The organism is Xylanibacter sp., assembly GCF_057607445.1.
On sequence record NZ_DBLZAX010000027.1, the window covers coordinates 1 to 20,616 of the forward strand.

At 46.2% G+C, this 20,616-nt stretch carries 14 protein-coding genes and 3 tRNA genes; 8 read left to right on the plus strand and 9 right to left on the minus strand.

Translation table 11 applies throughout. The annotated features are described in order from the left end of the window. The first annotated feature begins 912 nt into the window (after nucleotides 1-912). A complete protein-coding gene (locus ACZMIG_RS14145) occupies nucleotides 913-2,211 on the plus strand; it encodes an alpha/beta hydrolase-fold protein (RefSeq protein WP_487889721.1) in 1,299 nt (432 codons plus the stop codon). Nucleotides 2,212-3,111: 900 nt separating this feature from the next. Here ACZMIG_RS14145 and guaA read toward each other — a convergent pair. From guaA to ACZMIG_RS14185, 8 genes are all read right to left on the minus strand, one after another. Next, on the minus strand, nucleotides 3,112-4,656 hold the full coding sequence (gene guaA, locus ACZMIG_RS14150; RefSeq protein ID WP_288948580.1) for a glutamine-hydrolyzing GMP synthase: 1,545 nt from the start codon (nucleotides 4,654-4,656) through the stop codon (nucleotides 3,112-3,114). Nucleotides 4,657-4,660: 4 nt separating this feature from the next. Then, nucleotides 4,661-5,389, minus strand: a complete 729-nt coding sequence (locus ACZMIG_RS14155; protein WP_487889725.1) for a nucleotidyltransferase family protein — start codon at nucleotides 5,387-5,389, stop codon at nucleotides 4,661-4,663. A gap of 27 nt (nucleotides 5,390-5,416) precedes the next feature. Then, complete coding sequence (locus ACZMIG_RS14160; RefSeq protein WP_053398184.1) at nucleotides 5,417-6,955, minus strand: RapZ C-terminal domain-containing protein; 1,539 nt, start codon at nucleotides 6,953-6,955, stop codon at nucleotides 5,417-5,419. Between the two features lie 4 nt (nucleotides 6,956-6,959). Then, on the minus strand, nucleotides 6,960-7,151 hold the full coding sequence (locus ACZMIG_RS14165; protein ID WP_021854012.1) for a hypothetical protein: 192 nt from the start codon (nucleotides 7,149-7,151) through the stop codon (nucleotides 6,960-6,962). 499 nt (nucleotides 7,152-7,650) lie between these two features. Then, the gene (groL, locus tag ACZMIG_RS14170; protein WP_021854013.1) at nucleotides 7,651-9,279 is read right to left on the minus strand and encodes a chaperonin GroEL; all 1,629 of its coding nucleotides are present in this window, start codon (nucleotides 9,277-9,279) and stop codon (nucleotides 7,651-7,653) included. Between the two features lie 115 nt (nucleotides 9,280-9,394). Beyond that, nucleotides 9,395-9,667 carry a co-chaperone GroES gene (locus ACZMIG_RS14175; protein WP_021854014.1) on the minus strand — a complete coding sequence of 91 codons (273 nt, stop codon included), beginning with the start codon at nucleotides 9,665-9,667 and terminating at the stop codon, nucleotides 9,395-9,397. Nucleotides 9,668-10,515: 848 nt separating this feature from the next. Beyond that, nucleotides 10,516-11,844: a rhamnogalacturonidase gene (locus tag ACZMIG_RS14180; protein ID WP_487889722.1), complete on the minus strand. Its 1,329-nt coding sequence runs from the start codon at nucleotides 11,842-11,844 to the stop codon at nucleotides 10,516-10,518. A 6-nt stretch (nucleotides 11,845-11,850) separates the two neighbouring features. Continuing rightward, nucleotides 11,851-12,588, minus strand: a complete 738-nt coding sequence (locus tag ACZMIG_RS14185; RefSeq protein ID WP_125105280.1) for an SDR family NAD(P)-dependent oxidoreductase — start codon at nucleotides 12,586-12,588, stop codon at nucleotides 11,851-11,853. 196 nt (nucleotides 12,589-12,784) lie between these two features. On the opposite strand from ACZMIG_RS14185, the gene sppA reads away from it, so the two are divergent. The 6 genes from sppA to ACZMIG_RS14215 all read left to right on the plus strand — a co-directional run bounded on the left by sppA (nucleotide 12,785) and on the right by ACZMIG_RS14215 (nucleotide 19,405). Next, nucleotides 12,785-14,557 carry a signal peptide peptidase SppA gene (sppA, locus tag ACZMIG_RS14190; protein ID WP_487889723.1) on the plus strand — a complete coding sequence of 591 codons (1,773 nt, stop codon included), beginning with the start codon at nucleotides 12,785-12,787 and terminating at the stop codon, nucleotides 14,555-14,557. 80 nt (nucleotides 14,558-14,637) lie between these two features. Beyond that, nucleotides 14,638-15,813: a tetraacyldisaccharide 4'-kinase gene (gene lpxK / locus ACZMIG_RS14195; protein ID WP_125103958.1), complete on the plus strand. Its 1,176-nt coding sequence runs from the start codon at nucleotides 14,638-14,640 to the stop codon at nucleotides 15,811-15,813. Next, nucleotides 15,698-16,507, plus strand: coding sequence for a purine-nucleoside phosphorylase (locus ACZMIG_RS14200; RefSeq protein ID WP_082335186.1), 810 nt, complete (start codon nucleotides 15,698-15,700; stop codon nucleotides 16,505-16,507). Before lpxK ends, ACZMIG_RS14200 begins: the two co-directional genes overlap by 116 nt. Before the next feature lie 105 nt (nucleotides 16,508-16,612). Next, the gene (gene thiL / locus ACZMIG_RS14205) at nucleotides 16,613-17,683 is read left to right on the plus strand and encodes a thiamine-phosphate kinase (RefSeq protein ID WP_021854020.1); all 1,071 of its coding nucleotides are present in this window, start codon (nucleotides 16,613-16,615) and stop codon (nucleotides 17,681-17,683) included. 703 nt (nucleotides 17,684-18,386) lie between these two features. Beyond that, on the plus strand, nucleotides 18,387-19,097 hold the full coding sequence (locus tag ACZMIG_RS14210; protein ID WP_487889724.1) for a porin family protein: 711 nt from the start codon (nucleotides 18,387-18,389) through the stop codon (nucleotides 19,095-19,097). 235 nt (nucleotides 19,098-19,332) lie between these two features. Next, nucleotides 19,333-19,405: transfer RNA gene (locus ACZMIG_RS14215), tRNA-Phe, on the plus strand. A 309-nt stretch (nucleotides 19,406-19,714) separates the two neighbouring features. Here the strand turns inward: ACZMIG_RS14215 and ACZMIG_RS14220 are convergent. Then, a tRNA-Cys gene (locus tag ACZMIG_RS14220) sits at nucleotides 19,715-19,785 on the minus strand. A gap of 475 nt (nucleotides 19,786-20,260) precedes the next feature. Between ACZMIG_RS14220 and ACZMIG_RS14225 the strand changes: the two genes are divergently transcribed. Then, nucleotides 20,261-20,334: transfer RNA gene (locus ACZMIG_RS14225), tRNA-Arg, on the plus strand. The last annotated feature ends 282 nt before the right edge of the window (nucleotides 20,335-20,616 follow it).

Sequence of the window (20,616 nt, forward strand, 5' to 3'; positions counted from 1 at the left end):
TTGGATGGCAGCATGAAGCTTACCAAAGACTCTAACATTGAATTTTCCATGATGCAAAGATAAGATTTTTTTTCTTTCCCCACTATTTATCGGGTGAGCCCAAATAATCAGCTGCCATGCAACCAACCATCAAGTTACGTTTTCTGTTTACAAAAAGCGGTGTGAACTCACTCCCCCACGCTTTCCGAGAGTAAGGTTCTGGCAAAACCCGATAATAAAGAAAACATGAAAGAGGAATCCACACCAATAGCATGGTGTGAACTCGCTCAGACAATCATTCATTACTATCAGGATTGAACTGCCAGATTCTACTCCCTGAACGTCACTGTCTGTGCGTGTACACAAGTACTTCTGTCTGTGCGCATTTTTCTGCACACAATATGTCAAAGGCAAAGATATTAATTTTTCATCAACATTCAAACCTTTTGTCTGAAAACTTGTGCCGTCCTCTTTCATTTTCTATTTTTCAAACAAATATAGGGCAATGTTATGCCAACATAGAGCATATGTTTGATGATAATGCCATAATTCTGCCGATAACCGGCAAGTAATAATATTACATAATGGACAATTTGATTTTATAGAAGATTCTTTCTGAGCATCAAAACAAATGCTTCTACATTGAATGGCAGTAAAAGCCTGTAGCAGATATGCCATAATAACCAATACATATATCATATGACAAGTCAGAGGTCAAAGGCAATAAAAGTGTCATAAAGCCTCTTCAGCCATAAAATTATATTGCAACATCATTCTCATAATTCAAATTTAAGTTAATGCATACGACACAAAGTGATAAAAATCACAAAATAAACAAACCAATGACACATATCAAGAGCTTTTCTTACCAAAATATATGTATATTTGCAAAATCCAATCAATGTGACAAATATCATTTCAATTTGTATTGTTATGAACAAAAAAGCAATTTTCACAATGGTTCTGGCAGGATTCCTTGGCTTGGCACAAGCCCAAAACAACTCCACATCTTTAGAGCATATAAAATCTGTAACAGCTGTAAGCAAAGTGCTTGGTGACGGACGCAAGGCGTCAACTGTCATTCTGGAATACGACACTCCTATAAGCAACAAGAGCCTGTCGGCCGGCAGCTATGCAGTAGTCGGCAAGGATGTGACAGACGTATATGCCAATAATGTGCCGGAAAAGGCAGAAAAAGGCACAGACGGAAAGTATGTCGTCATTGAGGTGAAAGCAGAAGTTGACTTATACGCACAGCCAAAACAGCCCACAAATGCTGACCTGGAAAAGAAAAAAGAGCGCGACCTGATGCAGGGTGGCCCTGGACTGAGGGCCGGATGGAGCACTGGAGGAGACGACGAATACCCCGGCAATACTGTCGTGGTGCAGATAAAGGATATTAAAACTGCCGGAGGAAAAACCTATAAGGCCAGCGACACACAGATAAACAGCACAGAAGAGAAGTGCCTTGTAGCCGACGACTTCAGGCAAGAAGAATTCGTCAGCCCGTATACAGGACAGGTGCTGCCATATAACATATATTTGCCCGAAGACTACGACCCCGCAAAAAAATATCCTCTTGTCTTGTTCATTCACGATGCCGGAGTGGCAAGCTCTCAGGTAAAGCAGCCCCTGTATCAGGGCAACGGCGCCACGTCATGGGCTGAACCTGAGGCGCAGGCACGGCACAGATGCATTGTGGTTGCACCCGAATATCCTTATATAACAGTAGACGACAACTGGAACTACAGTCACCATCTCGACGCGACAATAGCATTGCTGAAAGACCTGCAGACACGCTATTCTGTAGACAGCAGCCGGATATACACCACGGGCCAGTCGATGGGCTGCATGTCGTCTATCGTGATGATGCTCAAAGAACCCGACATGTTTGCCGGAGCCCTGCTTGTTGCCGGCAAATGGCTTCCGTCTATCATGGCACCCCTTGACAAACAGAATATATGGATTATATCATGTGAGGGCGACAGCTCGTCCAACTCACTGCAAGGACAGGCTGTTGAGATATGGCGAAACCAGGGAAGCAAAGTGTCTGAAGCTACATGGGACATGACACAGACACCAGAAGAGCTCTCTGACGAAGCCGACAAAATGAGGGCCGAAGGCAACCATCTGCTCTTCACACATCTCACAGGCGGCAACCACCGCGCTACATGGTTCGTGGCTTACGGAATAAAGGGCGTGCAGGACTGGCTCTTCGAACAGCATAAATAGCGGCTACAGAAAAAAATGTCTATTGGCTGTCATGAAACGGTATTCTCAATCTGATTTGTCAAACACAAATAAAGATACCAATAATCTTTTATCAACAGCTAACAGCATCTTACCTTATAAAAGGCCATCTTTCGGGTATCAAAAGGACACCTTTCGGCACTCAAAAGGTATGCTTTTGCATGGAATGAGGAGAAAAGCCTGTAGCTGACGTGGCATAAGCCAAATGCATTTATCATAAAATGGATAAGCAATAGAAATATTATTCATAAAAACTCATCACTCGTCACATCTACACATAAGCTACTGATAATAAGGTGCTTACGCTGTGATGAATTACATTTATAATTCATCACATTCAGGGTCAACCTAAATCAGGAAAAGGCACATTAAGCCCCAAACTGTCAAGCGTGATGAGTGAGAAAGTCAACTCATCACGCCATATCTCATTGACGGTCAGTGTGTTAAGCCGCAATGTAACGAGTGATGAGTTTCTTACAAAAAAATATATGGCTTATAACAATAAAAACAGACTTTTGACATTGCCAGACAAAACGAATAGCCATGCATGTTAGCACCAATATCACAAGCCTGCCTATATTACGCAACAAGGGCAAATGCTATATGACGCATTTGCCCTTGCAGGTTAACCCCAATCGGTCATTAGACCGCACATAGCTTTATCAATTTTGTGTATTCATGCTTTCAGCCAGCCTTTTTGTTTCTATTGGCGTCTTTTTGTTCGCTTTTTCTTGACATAGCCCGCTATGCCTGCAAAAAATCCAACCAAAAGCCGCTCAATATAAAGCAAAAATACAGACTGAATCCTAATAACCGATTTGGGGTTAATTGTATATCATGCGCAGACGATGCCGCGCAAAGAGCCTGTTCTGTCAGCCAGACTTACTCCCACTCGATTGTCGAAGGCGGCTTTGACGAGATGTCATAGCAAACGCGGTTGACGCCTTTCACCTTATTGATAATCTCGTTAGAAACCTTAGCCATAAAGTCGTAAGGCAGATGTGCCCAGTCGGCTGTCATGGCGTCTGTGCTCGTTACGGCACGCAAAGCCACAGGATGCTCGTAAGTGCGCTCGTCGCCCATGACTCCCACGCTGCGTATCGTAGAGAGAAGCACCGTTCCTGCCTGCCAAACCTTGTCGTACAGACACTCGCCGTCTTCACAGATATAGTTGTGCATAGCCTCGATATAGATGTCGTCGGCATCCTGAAGTATGCGCACCTTCTCGCGTGTGATGTCGCCGAGAATACGAACTGCAAGACCCGGTCCGGGGAACGGATGGCGCTTGATGAGGCGCTCGGGCATGCCAAGCTCGTAGCCTACGCGGCGCACTTCGTCCTTAAACAGCCACTTCAGCGGCTCGCAGAGCTGCAAGTGCATCTCCTCAGGCAGTCCGCCAACGTTGTGATGACTCTTGATAACCATACCTGTTATGCTCAGACTCTCAATGCGGTCGGGATAGATTGTGCCCTGTGCGAGCCATTTTGCGTCGGTTATCTTCTTTGCCTCGGCATTGAACACCTCAACAAAGTCGCGGCCTATAATCTTGCGCTTCTGCTCAGGGTCGGTAACGCCTTCAAGATCTTTGAAGAACTTCTCGCTTGCATCAACGCCGATAACGTTGAGTCCGAGTCCCTGATATGCCTCCATAACCTTCTGGAACTCGTTCTTGCGCAACATTCCGTGGTCAACGAAGATACATGTAAGGTTCTTTCCGATGGCACGGTTAAGCAATGTAGCACAAACTGAAGAGTCGACGCCGCCGCTCAGACCGAGAATTACGCGGTCGTTGCCCAGCTGCTCCTTAAGTTCGCTCACCGTAGAGTCAACGAACGAAGCGGGGCTCCACTGCTGCTTGCTTCCGCAAATGTCAACAACAAAGTTCTTCAGCAAGAGCTTGCCCTGTGATGTGTGGAACACCTCGGGGTGGAACTGAACAGCCCACAATGGATTGGTGTCGCTTGCATAAGCGGCATACTTAACGTCGGCTGTTGAAGCAATCACATGGCAGTCGGCCGGTATTGCGGTGATGGTGTCGCCGTGGCTCATCCATACCTGAGAGTTCTCTTCGAAGCCCTTAAAAAGAGCATTGTCGGCATCGAATGTCCTCAAGTTGGCACGTCCATACTCGCGTGTGCCTGTCTTTTCAACCTTTCCGCCGTTAGAGTTGGCAATAAACTGCGCTCCGTAGCAGATGCCGAGCACCGGATATTTGCCTACAAACTGACTGAGGTCTACCTTGAAAGCCTCTTCATCATGAACAGAATAAGGCGATCCGCTCAGAATCACACCGATAACGTCGCTGTCGTCTTTCGGAAACTTGTTGTAAGGCAAGATTTCGCAAAACGTGTCGAGCTCACGCACTCTACGGCCTATCAGCTGTGTGGTTTGTGAACCAAAATCGAGAATAATAATTTTCTGTTGCATATTATTATAATTGGTTTATAAAATTTTCTGCTTCTGCAAGTGTGTCAAGTTTTCCTACGTCCATAAGCCTCAGGTCGGTTTTGTCGTATCCTTTTATCACCACCTTGTCGCACACTTTAAGATAAAAGTCCATTATGCCGAACTTGTCGGGGAATTCGTCCATAAGGCCGAACATAGACGGCGAGATGACATGTATGCCCGAGAACGCCAGCATGCGGCAGTCGGCAACATTCAGGTCAGGGTACGGACTTCTAACCTCGCCCGTCTCAATGTTTGTCCATCCTTTCAGCCTCATGTCGTCGTCAAAGAGCAGATAGCGCTTAGTCTTACGGCTGCTTACAACAAGCGTCGCGGCGCTGTCGCCGTGCATGGCGTACAGATGTGCGAGGTCAACGTTGCTCAATATGTCTACATTGTGTATCAGCACAGGTTTGTCGCTGTCGAACAGCGGCGCGGCTTTCTTTATGCCTCCGCCCGTGTCGAGCAGCTTGTCTGTCTCGTCAGACACTCTGATGTCTGTGCCGAAGTTATCGTTGTCTTTAAGATAACCGACAATCTGCGACGCAAAATGATGAACGTTAACCACAATGCGGTCGGCTCCGGCATCTTTCAGCTTTTCAATAACGCGCTCTATCAGCGGCTTGCCACCTACTCTGACAAGTGCCTTCGGCATGGTGTCGGTAAGCGGTTTGAGCCTTGTGCCCAGTCCGGCTGCAAATATCATAGCCTGCATCTTCAGCATATTTTTTGAGTTTTTATTTCATTTCAACGCCTCAAGCGTCTGTGTTATGTTTTGTTCTCTGTGAATGATATGCACCTCTATGCCGAACTTCTTGTTGATATGTTCTGCCAGATGCTGTGCCGAATAGACACTGCGGTGCTGTCCGCCTGTACATCCGAAACAGAACATCAGGCTCGTGAATCCGCGCTGGATATAGCGGCGCACATGAGCATCGGCAAGTTTATACACGCTGTCGAGGAATGTCAGTATCTCTCCGTCGTCCTCAAGGAAACGTATAACGGGTTCGTCAAGTCCCGTAAGTTTCTTGTACGGTTCATACCGTCCGGGATTATGAGTGCTGCGGCAGTCGAACACATAACCACCGCCGTTGCCCGACTCGTCTTCAGGTATTCCCTTGTGATAAGAGAAGCTGTAGACGCGTACCACAAGCGGACCTTTGTTGTCATATTTTGAGAATGTGGCCGGACCATCTGAAGGATGTGCCGCAAACACCTTGCTGTCTGATATCTTAAACCCGTCTGCACGGCTCAATGCCGGCTCTTCGAGAGTTGCAAAACGCGGAAGCTCCGTGAGCCTCTTCAGCACATCCATAAGATAAGGATATGTAAACACGTTAAGCTTAAGCAGCTCGCGCAGATTCTGCATTGCAGGCGGTATGCTGTCAATGAAATGCTTCTTGCGCTCAAAGAATCCTCTGAAGCCGTATGCACCAAGCACTTGAAGCGTACGGAAAAGCACGAACAGGCTAAGGCGCTCGGCAAAGTGTCTGACAGAAGGCACTTCGGTATAATTTTTCAGAGAATTATAATATTCGTATATCAGCTCGCGGCGCAGCTTATGAGGGTATTTTGCCGAAGCCTGCCAAAGGAATGAGGCAAGATCGTAATAAAAAGGTCCCTTGCGTCCGCCCTGATAGTCGATAAAATACGGACGTCCTGAAGCATCGAGCATTATGTTGCGCGCCTGAAAGTCGCGATACATGAAGCTGTCTGTCTTTTCTGCAACGAGGTCTTTTGCAAAAAGCCTGAAGTTGGCTTCAAGCTTAAGCTCGTGGAAATCGAGCTCGGCAGGCTTTAAGAAACAATACTTAAAATAATTGAGGTCGAAGAGCACGCTGTTCTCGTCAAACTCCGGCTGCGGATAACAGTTAGACCAGTCGAGGCCGCGGGCACCGCGTATCTGTATGTTCGGCAATTCCTTTATCGTGTTTATCAGCAACTGCTTCTCCTTTTGGTTGTATCGTCCTCCGGCTTCGCGTCCGCCGCTGATTGCACTGAACAGCGACACACGTCCGAGGTCTTCCTGCAGATATCTCAGCTCATCGTCTGACACTGACAATATACGGGGGACGGGCAGCTGGCGCTTGCGGAAATGGCCCGAAAGATATATAAAAGCGTGATTCTCGTCGCGGCTTGTGCCTATTGCACCTATCACCGAACTGCCGTCGTCGCCTGTCATTCTGTAATATTCGCGGTTACTTCCGGCCTGCGGCAGCTTCTCTGTGCTCACCGGCTCAGAGCCGTGCCATTGTCTATATAGTTCTATAAGTTTCTGCATGACGTCAAAACATTTTATCATCCTTCTTGCCCCGCTTCTTTCCGATAAACTCGGCCAGGACAAAATCCAGCACCATGAGCAGCAGTATTATGCCAAGAGACATCAGCCACGACTCCGTAATATACATCAGTCCGGCAGAAAGTACGATGAAAATAAGCCACTGCGACTTCTTTATTTTAAAATCCTTAATGTCCATAAAGTATTTTTCTTGACTCGAAACTAACCCGGCCATCAGCTTATGCCAAACTAATCTACAGGGCTGAAAGTGCATCAGGACATCGGCCCGCCCAACGGCGAAAACTTGCCCGACAACCATCACGCAGCCTCAACAAACGGGGCTAAGATGCTATAGCCGAATAACATTCGGTGCAAAGATAAGCAAAATCAAAGACAATATGAAATAATGGTGTTTATTTTTGACAAACGTAAGGACATAAAAAAAATCGCATGTCCTCACGACAAGCGATTTTCAAAAAACAAACTACTTAAAAACTAATCTACTAAAACAAATCAAAAAAATATCTACTTTAGGATCTTTATCCATAACGTATCTATCTGTTGACATGCAAATATAGACATTTTATAATTCGTGACAAAACATTTTTCAAAAAAAATTGCGCAAAAAAACATCTATACCGCAAAAAAAGAGGCTGCCCGTTAAGCAGCCTCCTATTTTGTTATTTGTAGTTTACAAATTACATCATTCCGCCCATTCCGGGAGCGCCCATAGGCATCTGAGGCTTATCCTCAGGTTTGTCAACGATCAGGCACTCTGTTGTGAGGAACATGCCTGCTATTGAAGCTGCGTTCTCAAGAGCTACGCGGGCAACCTTGGCAGGATCGATGACACCGGCCTTACGCATATCCTCATAAACATCTGTACGTGCGTTGTAACCGAAGTCGCCTTCGCCTTCCTTAACCTTCTGAACAACAACAGCACCTTCGCCGCCTGCGTTGGCAACAATCTGACGGAGAGGCTCCTCGATTGCACGCTCAACGATGTTGATACCTGTCTGCTCGTCTGCGTTGTCACCCTTCAGGTTCTTCAGACCTTCAAGAGCGCGGATGTATGTTGTACCACCTCCGGCAACAACACCTTCCTCGATAGCTGCACGTGTAGCGCAGAGAGCATCGTCAACGCGGTCTTTCTTCTCTTTCATCTCAACCTCGCTGTTTGCACCAACGTAGAGCACTGCCACACCACCGGCCAACTTAGCCAGACGCTCCTGCAGTTTCTCTTTGTCGTAGCTGCTTGTTGTGTTTGCTATCTCATTCTTTATCTGAGCAACGCGGTCAGCTATGAGCTGTTTCTCGCCAGCACCGTTTACGATAGTTGTGTTGTCCTTAGAAACTACGATCTTGTCGCAAGTACCAAGCATTTCGAGAGTAGCCTGCTCAAGCTTCAAGCCCTTGTCCTCGCTGATTACGAGTCCGCCTGTCAGTACGGCGATATCCTCGAGCATAGCCTTGCGGCGGTCGCCAAAGCCAGGAGCCTTAACAGCACAAATCTTCAGGTTGCTGCGCAGACGGTTTACAACCAATGTTGTAAGAGCCTCAGAGTCAACATCTTCTGCAATAACGAGCAACGGACGTCCGCTCTCAGCAGCAGGCTGCAGAATAGGCAAGAAATCTTTCAGGTTGCTGATCTTCTTGTCGTAGATAAGGATGTAAGGATTCTCCATTACACACTCCATCTTGTCAGCGTCTGTTACGAAATATCCGCTCAGATAACCACGGTCGAACTGCATACCCTCAACAACACCGATGTGTGTGTCGCGGCTCTTGCTCTCCTCGATAGTGATAACGCCGTCCTTAGAAACCTTGCGCATAGCGTCAGCCAGCAGCTTACCTATTTCAGGATCGTTGTTTGCGCTGACAGTAGCAACCTGCTCAATCTTGTCATAGTTGTCGTCAACCTTCTCAGCGTTGTTCTTGATATATTCAACAACGGCAGCAACAGCCTTGTCGATACCACGCTTCAGGTCCATCGGGTTTGCACCTGCTGTAACGTTCTTCAGTCCTTCAGTAACAATAGCCTGTGTAAGGATAGTTGCTGTTGTTGTACCGTCACCTGCATCGTCACCAGTCTTGCTTGCAACGCTCTTAACAAGCTGTGCGCCTGTGTTCTCAAAGCGGTCCTCAAGCTCAACTTCCTTTGCTACGGTTACACCGTCTTTTGTTATCTGCGGAGCACCGAATTTTTTCTCAATAACAACGTTGCGGCCTTTAGGACCGAGTGTTACTTTCACTGCATTTGCCAACTGGTCAACGCCTCTCTTCAAGAGTTCGCGTGCGTCTGTATCGAATTTTATTTCTTTAGCCATGATGATTTTATTTTTATATGAAGGCCACATTTAGAGCACATTGTCCGTAGTCATAATGCCTACCTGCATGCCGGCGGCCTCATAGGGTTGTTTTTAAATTATTGATCTGAATATATTATTTTACTATAACAGCGAGAACGTCGCTTTGGCGCATCATAAGATACTTAACGCCGTCATACTCAAGCTCAGTGCCTGAATATTTGCCGTAAAGAACCTCATCACCTTCTTTAAGAATCATTTCCTCATCCTTAGTGCCTGTGCCAGCAGCAACGATAGTGCCGTGCAAAGGTTTTTCTTTTGCTGTATCAGGAATAATGATACCACCGATTTTCTCTTCTGCCGGTGCAGGAAGTACCAGCACTCTGTCTGCTAATGGTTTAATGTTCATAATCTTTATATTTAAACTGTTATTTATACGTTTTATATTACCGATGCTTTGAGCATCCGCAAACACAATAGCGAAAAGCGTGCCAAAAGCCAAAATGTCAGTCTTTGGTTGTCAGTGTATGACAAACGTGTCAGTCATAACACATCGATGACACACTGCTTAGAAAACCACAAAGAAGAGACAATCCTACATGTCCTTATATATAAATATGTATAACGTGCTTTAAAATGACGCTACACGGAAGGCGCAGCCGTTAGAAAAAAGACAAAGGTATTTTGCCGTCAATACCACAGTGATAATCTCTGAATACATCTTTATGCACACGATATTTTCAACTTATACCGTTTCTGACTTATATCCAGCTACAAGACATGCCGTCTGACGAATATTCAAAATGCTTGAATTATTGTCTAACAGGCGACATTATGACATAAAGAAAATGTCAGTAAAATTTAATGAAATAGAAATTCAGGCGGCACATACAGGCATCAAAACGGCAACAAAACAAGGATTTCACAGCAAAAGACATACACTTGTATTTCAGAAACTGGTCTTTTACATTGCCAAAGCTATGCTTTTACAATACAAAACACACTTATCCATAAGGCCGAAAAGCCTTAAATTACGGCAGTTTTAAGACATAAACGATGCACATTTATCGAAAATCTCTCATAACACAAAGCTATTCAAGACATTACGAATGCACACAAAAAGCCGTAATTTTCAGCCGAAAATATTTTATCTTTTTGAACAACGCGATTCTGTGAGGTTATAAAAAATCAACATGTAAGCAATTTCGGTTAACTACTTACATGTTGTATTTCAACATAACGAAATAAGACCAGACGTCATTTCTGCTTTTTTCCGTTTATAACAAGATTCTTTATCTTAGTATTATCTATCACGCTTTTATCAAAAGAATTGGCGCTGTCAGTGATATTGCAGTTGACAAACGAGAAGTCTGTCAGCCGGTATTTATCTGACGTTCCTACGTCGAAGAAGTTATCACACGTAGCGTCAACATTGCTTACTGATATATTGTTGCAAACAGACATCGGCATGTCGTCGCGCTGTTCGGGCTTATAGAATTGTGTCCAAGGGCGAACGACAAGGAAACTTCCGCAACGTCCGCTCAAATTTTCAAGGCTTACATACTCATAATGCTGCGGCGTGTCGGGGCGCATCTTCAGCCACAGAACACGGTTGACATCATTGAATGTGCAGCGTCGCATAACGATGTTGCGGTTATGCAGACTCTCGCTTCCGAGCGTCAGGCAGCCATGCACCTTGCCATAAGTGCAGTCCTGCACGATGACGTTATGGTTAGGACCATTGTCAGGGTCTTTATCGGCAAACGTTCCCTTGCCTCCCTTCAGCACTACAGCATCGTCGTTTACGCTCATATAGCATCCGCTTATCAGTATGTCGTGACAGTTGTCTATGTCAACGGCGTCGCTGCTTGGCGCCTTTACGCCCGAAGTAGGCGCAAAGATATAGCACCCGATGTATTTAACATGGTGACAGCGGTAAAGATGATTTGTCCAGAAAGCACTGTTTATCAGTCTTACGTCCTGCACCTGAACGTTAGTGCAATGCGACAGATATACAAGACGCGGACGCAGAGCCTCAAGATTGGTGCAGTCGGGATTAAACTTCCGCCTGATCCAAAACTCCTCCCAGAAGCGCAGTCCGTTGCCGTTTATCGTTCCCGGGCCAGTGATGGTGAAGCCGTTTAACCCATCGGCGTTTATCAGAGCTGCAAAATAGTTGAGCGTCTGCCCCTCCATTCGAGTCTTGACTAGCGGATAATATTTTATTGCATCAACCCCTTTAATCACTCCGCCACGGCAAATATGCAAATGAGTGCCCTGCTTGAAAAACAGCGAACCACTGAGAAACGTGCCTTCGGGCACCACTATCACTCCCCCGCCCTCTGCAGCAGCAAGGTCGATGACGCGCTGTATTGCCTCTGTCTGCAACAGAGTCGAGTCGTTTTTCACGCCATATGATGTTATGACATACTTGCGTCCGAGTGTATCAATGTTTATACGCGACGTATCGTTAAACCATGCCGGAATGTCCGTTCCGTCGGGAAAGCTGTCGCCCGAGGCTCCTGCGCTGGCCGTAAAGGACATAAGGGCAAGCACTACAGTCAATATCTGCTGAAAGAATTTCATGACTAATTATAATTTCTTGTTGGTGACGTTCATCCTCCGCCACAGCCTGCGCGGTATCAGCCGCCAGAAGAACACGAGAATGCTATAGCGCCAGTCGATAATCTTAACATGTCTGTGGGCCGTTACGGCCTTCACTATCTCACGTGCAACGTACGTCTTGTCCATCAGCATTGGATAGCTGCCGCTGCCCGACAGCAGCGGGGTGTCGACAAATCCCGGCCTGATGTCAGTAAATCTTATATGCAGACGGCGCATGTTGGACAACTGTTCGAGCGCCTGGATGTACGTGTTCTGATATGCCTTCGACGCGCTGTACGACGGTGCCGCGCCAAGTCCCTTTGTGCCGGCTATTGAAGACACCACGGCTATGTCGCCGCCAAGATTGTCAGCCATATAGTTAAACATCGTGTCGACCATCTGCGTAAATCCGAACACGTTGACGCCTACCGTGTCAAGCTCGGTGTCTGCGTCAAGCCGCGGATTCTGATGTCCTACACCTGAGCAGTAGACAAAAAGATTCACTCCGCCCATGCGCCCCACAAGGTCGAGCAACCTGCGCGGCGCCTCCTTGTCGGTAACGTCCATGGCGCACACCTCCACCATGGCAGGATTAAGCTCTTTAATCTCAAGCAACTTGTCTTCACGCCTTGCGGCAATGCCGATAATCCAGCCTTCTGCCAGCAATATCTTGCTAACTTCGCGCCCTATGCCCGAAGAAGCACCTATAATAACAGCTCGTTTCATCAGTGCGAAAATAATAATATTTGACGATTCTGTCAAACTTTGCATACGTTTTCAGACAAAATAAAATAAAATTGCTTATATTTGCAGTTGGTAAGTGGCAATGCGGCACACGGCGCAACATATTCCGCCATGGAGCATGCCTCACGACATTGAATAAAAACATTTTTCTGAAATTTTTAAACGTAAAGCATATTTTATGAAGGACTTTTTTAAATACATGGCCGCCACGGTTGTCGGCTTGATTGTTTTCACCCTGCTAACAGGCGTGCTCGGAGTGATGTGTATCGCAGGCATGATTGCCTCTGAAAGTTCAGCAAAGGACGTGAGCGACAACACGGTAATGGTGCTCAACCTGTCGGGAGTGCTCAACGAACGCTCTGAAGAAAGCATCATGGACCAGCTGAGCGGAAGTACGGTTGGAAACATGGGACTCGACGACATACTCGATGCCATTAAAAAAGCCAAGGACAACGACAAGATTAAAGGTATATATATTGAGGCAGGAATGTTCGGCGCCGACTCTTATGCGTCGATGCAGGCCATACGCAACGCGCTGAAAGACTTCAAGAAGAGCGGAAAATGGATTGTGGCTTACGGCGACGTATACACACAGGGCACCTACTATATCGCATCGGTTGCCGACAAGATATTCCTGAATCCGAGCGGACAGATAGACTGGCACGGTCTGGCTTCGCAGCCGATATTCCTTAAAGACATGCTGGCAAAGTTTGGCGTGAAGATGCAGCTGGCTAAAGTGGGCACATACAAGAGCGCTCCCGAAATGTTCACTGCCGACAAGATGAGTGACGCCAACCGCGAACAGGTTACGGCTTATATTAGCGGAATATGGCAGACCATCTGCAAGGATGTGTCTGAAAGCAGAAAGATCAGCGTCGACTCGCTTAACGCCTATGCCGACAGACTGATAACCTTCGACGATCCGAAAGAGTTTGTCAAGCGCAAGATGGTGGACAAGCTTATATACACTGACGGTATAAAGGCAGAAATAAACAAGCTCATGAAAAAGGATGCCGACGACAACATCAACACGGCAGGACTGGCAGAGATGAAGCTTCTGACTGACAACAGCAGCAAAGGAGACGAGATTGCTGTATACTATGCTTACGGAAACATTGTTGACAGCGAGGAGACAGGCATGATGAGCCAAGGCCACAACATCGTGGGCAAGAAGGTTTGCGAAGACCTGCAGGCTCTGGCCGACGACGATAACGTAAAAGCCGTGGTGCTGCGCATCAACTCGGGAGGCGGAAGCGCTTATGCCTCAGAACAGATATGGCACTATGTTGAAATGCTGAAAAAGAAGAAGCCCGTGGTTGTGTCTATGGGCGGCATGGCAGCATCGGGCGGCTACTATATCAGCAGCGGCGCCAACTGGATTGTGGCTGAGCCCACAACGCTGACCGGCAGCATCGGCATATTCGGCATGTTCCCCGACTTCAGCGGACTGCTCACGCAGAAACTCGGCGTTAAGTTCGACGAGGTGAAGACCAACAAGAACAGCGGTCTGGGCACGCCTGCACGTCCTTTCAACGAAGAGGAGATGGCATACATCGAGAACTATATCGACCGCGGCTACAAGCTGTTCCGCTCACGTGTGGCAGAAGGCCGCAAGCTGAGCATAGCACAGGTAGAGAAAGTGGCTCAGGGCCATGTATGGCTCGGACAGGATGCATACAAGCATAAGCTGGTAGACCAGCTCGGAGGCCTCAACGAGGCTGTGGCAAAGGCTGCAAGTCTGGCTAACCTGAAGGAATATCACACGGCTCCTTATCCCGGAAAGAGCGACTGGATGGAGCAACTGCTCAACAAGGCATCGCAGGGCAGCTACATCGACAATCAGCTGCGCCTAACCCTTGGCGAATACTACGAGCCGTTCATGCTCATCAGAAGCATGAACAGACAGAACGCCGTGCAGGCACGTGTGCCGTTCATACTTAACATCAGATAAACAAAGCAGGCGCCACAGGCACAGCTGCCGGCGCGCCTGCTGCATATAACGACAAACAATATAATGAATTCAGTAAAGGAATGGAAGGCGACTTTATAAAGATAAACGAATGGATGCTTCCGCTGAGCTGGCTCTACGGCCTGGGCGTAAGGCTGCGCAACCAGCTTTTTGAGCTCGGCATTCTTAAAAGCCGCAGCTTCGACATTCCGGTAATATCGGTAGGAAACATCACCGTGGGCGGCTCGGGCAAGACGCCCCACGTGGAATATCTCATCCGCCTGCTCAAAGACAAGGGCAAGGTGGCCGTGCTGAGCCGCGGATACAAGCGCAAGAGCAAGGGCTACGTGCTGGCCAAGGAGGACACCGAGATGAGAAAGATTGGCGACGAGCCCTACCAGATGAAGCAGAAATTCAAGGACATATACGTGGCTGTAGACAAAAACAGATGTCACGGCATTGACCGCATAACCGGCGACGAAGAGACGAAAGACACCGACGTGATACTGCTCGACGACGCCTTTCAGCACAGATATGTCAAACCGGGAATCAACATTCTGCTCGTTGACTATCACAGGCTCATCATCTACGACAAGCTGCTGCCTGCCGGCCGACTGCGCGAACCGCTAAGCGGAAAGGCAAGGGCCGACATCGTTATTATAACAAAATGCCCCAAGGACCTAAAGCCCATGGAGTATCGCGTGATAATAAAGGCAATGAACCTGTTTCCATATCAGCAGCTGTTCTTCTCCACTCTCGAGTATGAAGACCTTAAGGCCGTGTTCGGCAGCAGGACAAAGACGCTCGACAGCATCAGAAAGAATAAGGAGAACGTGTTGCTGCTCACAGGCATAGCGTCGCCAAAACAGATGATTTACGACCTGAAGCCTTACGCCGGCAACGTTGTGCCGCTGACATTCGGCGACCACCATCAGTTTACCGGAAGGGACATTGAACGGATAAACGAGGCGTTCGACAAGATGCCGTCGCCCAAAATAATAATCACTACAGAAAAAGACAACTCGAGACTGGCCGGAATGGACGGACTTTCTGAAGAGGTAAGGCAAAATCTATACATGCTGCCCATAAGGATAAAGTTCATGCTCGGTCAGGAAGAGGAATTTAACGAAAAAATAATTGGTTATGTACGAAAAAATTCAAGAAACAGCATCCTGGCTAAAGCAAAGGATGACAACAAGCCCAAAAACGGCAATAATTCTGGGAACAGGCCTAGGACAATTAGCTTCAGAAATCACTGACAGCTACGAGTTTCCTTACTCTGAAATACCTAACTTCCCCGTTTCTACGGTGGAGGGACACGCCGGCAAACTGATTTTCGGCAAGCTCGGCAACGTTGACATAATGGCAATGGAAGGACGTTTCCACTATTATGAAGGCTACAACATGAAGGAAGTTACGTTCCCGATACGCATAATGTACGAACTCGGCATAAAGACTCTCTTCGTAAGCAACGCTTCGGGAGGCATGAACCCTGAGTTCAAGATCGGCGACCTGATGATAATCACAGACCACATCAACTTCTTCCCGGAGCATCCGCTGCGCGGAAAGAACTTCCCCACAGGCCCGCGCTTCCCGGACATGCACGAGACTTACGACAAGAAGCTCATAGCAGAGGCCGACGCTATTGCCGCCGAAAAGGGCATACGCGTGGTTCACGGCGTTTATGTGGGCGTGCAGGGTCCTACGTTTGAGACTCCGGCAGAATACAAGATGTATCACCGCCTTGGCGGAGACGCTGTAGGCATGAGCACGGTGCCTGAGGTTATCGTGGCACATCACTGCGGCATAAAGACATTCGGCATAAGCATCATCACCGACCTCGGACTCGAGGACACACCGGTTGAAGTAAGCCATGAGGAGGTGCAGATTGCTGCCAACAAGGCTCAGCCGCTGATGACAGAAATAATGAGAGAGATGATCAACCGTGCATAACCTGTGCCGGCCGGATTATAGGATACAAGGAGTTAAGAATGTTGCCGCAAGGCGTATTCTTAACTCCTTAAATCGAAATATAACAAAGAAAAAACTAAAAGCAGAATGACAGACATTGCGAAACTTGGCGAATTCGGACTTATCCGTCACCTCACAGACGGACATGCCCCCAAAAACGAATCGACAATATACGGCGTAGGCGACGACTGCGCCGTGATGCACTATCCCGACAAGGAAGTGCTCGTTACGACAGACATGCTTATGGAAGGCGTCCACTTCGACCTTACATACATCGACCTGCAGCACCTTGGCTACAAGTCGGCAATGGTGAACATAAGCGACATATTCGCCATGAACGGCACACCGCGCCAGCTCATTGTAAGCATTGCGCTGAGCAAACGCTTCACAGTTGAGGACATGGAGATGTTCTACAGCGGCCTGCGCATGGCCTGCGAAAAATGGAACGTAGACATTGTGGGCGGCGACACAACGTCGTCGTACACCGGACTGGCCATAAGCATAACGTGCATCGGCGAATGTGCAAAGGAGGACATCGTATACAGAAACGGCGCCAAGGACACCGACCTGATATGCGTCAGCGGCGACCTCGGCGCGGCATACATGGGACTGCAACTGCTAGAGCGCGAAAAGAGCGTCTACTATCAGCAGGTGAACGAGGCAAGGAAGAAGAACGACAAGCGTGCGCTCGAAGAGCTTGCCCACTTCCAGCCTGACTTTGCCGGAAAGGAATATCTGCTGCAGCGCCAGCTAAAGCCGGAGGCAAGGGGCGACATTCTGCAAGCACTGCGCGAGCGCAACATACACCCCACGGCCATGATGGACATAAGCGACGGACTGAGCAGCGAGCTGCTGCACATCTGCAACCAGAGCAACTGCGGATGCCGAATTTACGAAAAGAACATCCCCATTGACTATCAGACGGCTGTGATGGCAGAGGAGATGAACATGAACGTAACTACGTGTGCGCTCAACGGCGGCGAAGACTACGAGCTGCTGTTCACCGTGCCCATAGGCGACCATGAGAAGATTGAGGACATGAAAGACGTGAAGCTCATAGGGCATATCACAAAGAAAGAACTGGGCCACATGCTCGTAAGCCGCGACAACAACGAGTTTGAGCTGAAAGCTCAGGGCTGGAATCCCTTAAAAGACTAAGACAATAAATTATTCATCATACAGGAATGTTCAGGCTGCCGGCAGTCTGAACATTTTTTATTAAAACAGTTACTACTGAAGACTAACACAAAAGCTAAGATCAGTGATGGCATCTAATTACATAACCAGCATGCTCAATCACGTTAAGCCCAAGCAGAAGGCATCAAGTTGCTTTTCGAAAGGCATGCTTTTGCATGACAAAACAAGGCCTTTCATGATGCAAAAGATATGCTTTCAGACGGATATAGACATGCATCCGATACAAAGCAAAAAGAAAGATGAAAAGAAATCCATCACGGAATGAATGAACAAAAAAAGTTTTTTGCAGAAACTCATCACTCGTCACAACACGGCATAAGGCACTGCAAATCAAAGCATTATGGCGTGACGAGTTGTCATGCGAACTCATTACATCAGGCATAAATCAGCCAAAATCAGGACAAAAAAAGGGCGGCAAGGTCTTTGTGTGATGAGTTCACACGACAACTCATCACACCGCAAACAACTGAATATCAACAAATTACATGCGAATGTGACGAGTGATGAGTTTCTGCAAAAAACTTTTCAGCCAATAAAGACAAAAAAGATTGGCTGAAAAATTAATAAAGCTATGTGCAGTATAATGACAGATTGGGGTTAAATATGAACGGAAAGTAACAATAAAAAAATGCAAAAAACGTTATATCAGAAAAAACATAATAACATGAAAAAACTGGTAATAATAATGCTCGTGCTGTTGACAATGACACAAAACTCAACAGCACAAACAGCAGGAGGCGAAACAAAGATTTTCCCTATGTTTGGACTCACCTTGTCTAAGATGAACAACGACATAATCCTCACTGACGCAGGAAACGGACAGGGCGATGAGCTTAAGCCAAAATATAAATTTGGCATAACGGCAGGAGCCGAGGTAAGACACAGATTTAAAAACAACGACTTTGGCTTCAGCGCAGGTCTGCTCTACGCGATGTACGGCACAAAATATTCAGACCATACCTATATAAACGAACAAAGCTACGGCAAGGTAACAAACTCAAAACAGACGCTCCACTATCTCACAATACCCGTAATGGCCATCTACTATTTCGGCAACAGCGGCTTCTCAATAAAAGCCGGAGTGCAGGCGGGATATCTTCTGTCGGCAAAAGGAAGCAACGACTACGAGAACGGAACTATTGAAAACGGCCAATATATACCTGACGCGGAACAATCAGGAGAGGCAAGCAACACCACAACCGGAATATTCAAACGCTTCGACATCGGCATCCCTGTAGGAGTTGCTTACGAATACAACAATATAAGCATCGACCTGAGATACTTGTTCGGCCTGAAAAACCCATATAAATATTACGTCGATAACATACGCAACCGCAGTTTCTCACTGACAATAGGCTATGGTTTCACTTTATAATACAGAAAAAGTGCAGCTAAACAAATAAAATCATCACACAGCTCACAACTGCTTTAATGCAATAAATACGCAAAATAAAACATGCATAAAGGTGTATTCTGCACAATTATGCATGTTTTATTCGTTTTTATAAGCTAATTTCCAAAAATAAGTTAAAAAGAATACTTTTATCACGTAATGAATCTTTTATTTTAAAACTTTTGCGTACCTTTGCATCGCAAAAAAGAACAACGATGGTGCCATAGCTCAGTTGGTAGAGCAAAGGACTGAAAATCCTTGTGTCCCCGGTTCGATTCCTGGTGGTACCACTCCTCCTTTCATTAGCCCTGTACGTTTAAGCGTCAGGGTTTTTCTTTTATATACCCCACACCTTATTATATACAGCAAAATTAAATTAGCACGATTCTCACAGACTCAAATATTTAACGAAAAACAATTACAACACGTAACAATCAACATTGACATCATGGGGCAGTAGAAATTTAATGGGGGTATCCGTAGAGCTTTGCGATTCTAAAGAGAAAAAACTTTTTATGGGGCAGTAGAAATTTCGGCAGCACCAAACAAATCGTAAATATATAAAAAAGGCAACATTCACATGAATGTTGCCTTTTAAGAGGTACCTAGCAGAGTCGAACTGCTCTACACGGTTTTGCAGACCGTTACCTAACCGATCGGCCAAGGTACCATTTCTCGCTTTTTGCGCTGCAAAGGTAATACTTTTTTCTTATACGTGCAAATTTTCAAGAATATTTCTTTAAAAAAAATATCATATACCATAATTTATCCAATTCCGCTCTTCCATAATACGGCAAGGCGAATCAATAGAAGCTATAAATTACAACAAAGAAGGAACACCATCTTAGTATGTATACCACATAACTAAAAAAGCAAAAAACATTTTCAACATAATTTTATATAAAAAACAAATATGAAGTAAATGGTACAATATTATTAATATATAACACTCCATAAATCCACACTCCACACATTTCATTGTCTGGCAAACTAAGCAAACAGGTCATCATATTTTATTGTTTTAAATCATCTTTTCTGCATTATAAAGGCAATATTCAATAAAATCAAAACAATCTGATAAAAAAATCCGAAAAAATTTTGCTGTATTAAAAAATATGCGTACCTTTGCATCGCATTTAAGAAATGGTCCCGTGGCTCAACTGAATAGAGCATCTGACTACGGATCAGAAGGTTACAGGTTTGAATCCTGTCGGGATCACAAAAGTCATCTCAATACTGAGATGACTTTTTTATTTGTATCCAAAATCTAAAACCGGATCACAGAAATCACAAAGCCCGAGGCAGTAGAAATTTAATGAGGGTATCCGTAGAGCTTTGCGATTCTAAAGAGGAAAAACTTTTTATCTATCACTCCATGGAGATTAGCTCTGAAGAGTTTGGGCTCACCCGATAAATAGTGGGGAAAGAAAGAAAAAAATCTTATCTTTGCATCATGGAAAATTCAATGTTAGAGTCTTTGGTAAGCTTCATGCTGCCATCC

Bases quoted from the DNA above. Each gene is read 5' to 3' on its own strand.
- ACZMIG_RS14145 (WP_487889721.1), top strand. From the start codon at position 913: ATGAACAAAAAAGCAATTTTCACAATGGTTCTGGCAGGATTCCTTGGC.
- guaA (WP_288948580.1), bottom strand. From the start codon at position 4,656: ATGCAACAGAAAATTATTATTCTCGATTTTGGTTCACAAACCACACAG.
- ACZMIG_RS14155 (WP_487889725.1), bottom strand. From the start codon at position 5,389: ATGCAGGCTATGATATTTGCAGCCGGACTGGGCACAAGGCTCAAACCG.
- ACZMIG_RS14160 (WP_053398184.1), bottom strand. From the start codon at position 6,955: ATGCAGAAACTTATAGAACTATATAGACAATGGCACGGCTCTGAGCCG.
- ACZMIG_RS14165 (WP_021854012.1), bottom strand. From the start codon at position 7,151: ATGGACATTAAGGATTTTAAAATAAAGAAGTCGCAGTGGCTTATTTTC.
- groL (WP_021854013.1), bottom strand. From the start codon at position 9,279: ATGGCTAAAGAAATAAAATTCGATACAGACGCACGCGAACTCTTGAAG.
- ACZMIG_RS14175 (WP_021854014.1), bottom strand. From the start codon at position 9,667: ATGAACATTAAACCATTAGCAGACAGAGTGCTGGTACTTCCTGCACCG.
- ACZMIG_RS14180 (WP_487889722.1), bottom strand. From the start codon at position 11,844: ATGAAATTCTTTCAGCAGATATTGACTGTAGTGCTTGCCCTTATGTCC.
- ACZMIG_RS14185 (WP_125105280.1), bottom strand. From the start codon at position 12,588: ATGAAACGAGCTGTTATTATAGGTGCTTCTTCGGGCATAGGGCGCGAA.
- sppA (WP_487889723.1), top strand. From the start codon at position 12,785: ATGAAGGACTTTTTTAAATACATGGCCGCCACGGTTGTCGGCTTGATT.
- lpxK (WP_125103958.1), top strand. From the start codon at position 14,638: ATGGAAGGCGACTTTATAAAGATAAACGAATGGATGCTTCCGCTGAGC.
- ACZMIG_RS14200 (WP_082335186.1), top strand. From the start codon at position 15,698: ATGTACGAAAAAATTCAAGAAACAGCATCCTGGCTAAAGCAAAGGATG.
- thiL (WP_021854020.1), top strand. From the start codon at position 16,613: ATGACAGACATTGCGAAACTTGGCGAATTCGGACTTATCCGTCACCTC.
- ACZMIG_RS14210 (WP_487889724.1), top strand. From the start codon at position 18,387: ATGAAAAAACTGGTAATAATAATGCTCGTGCTGTTGACAATGACACAA.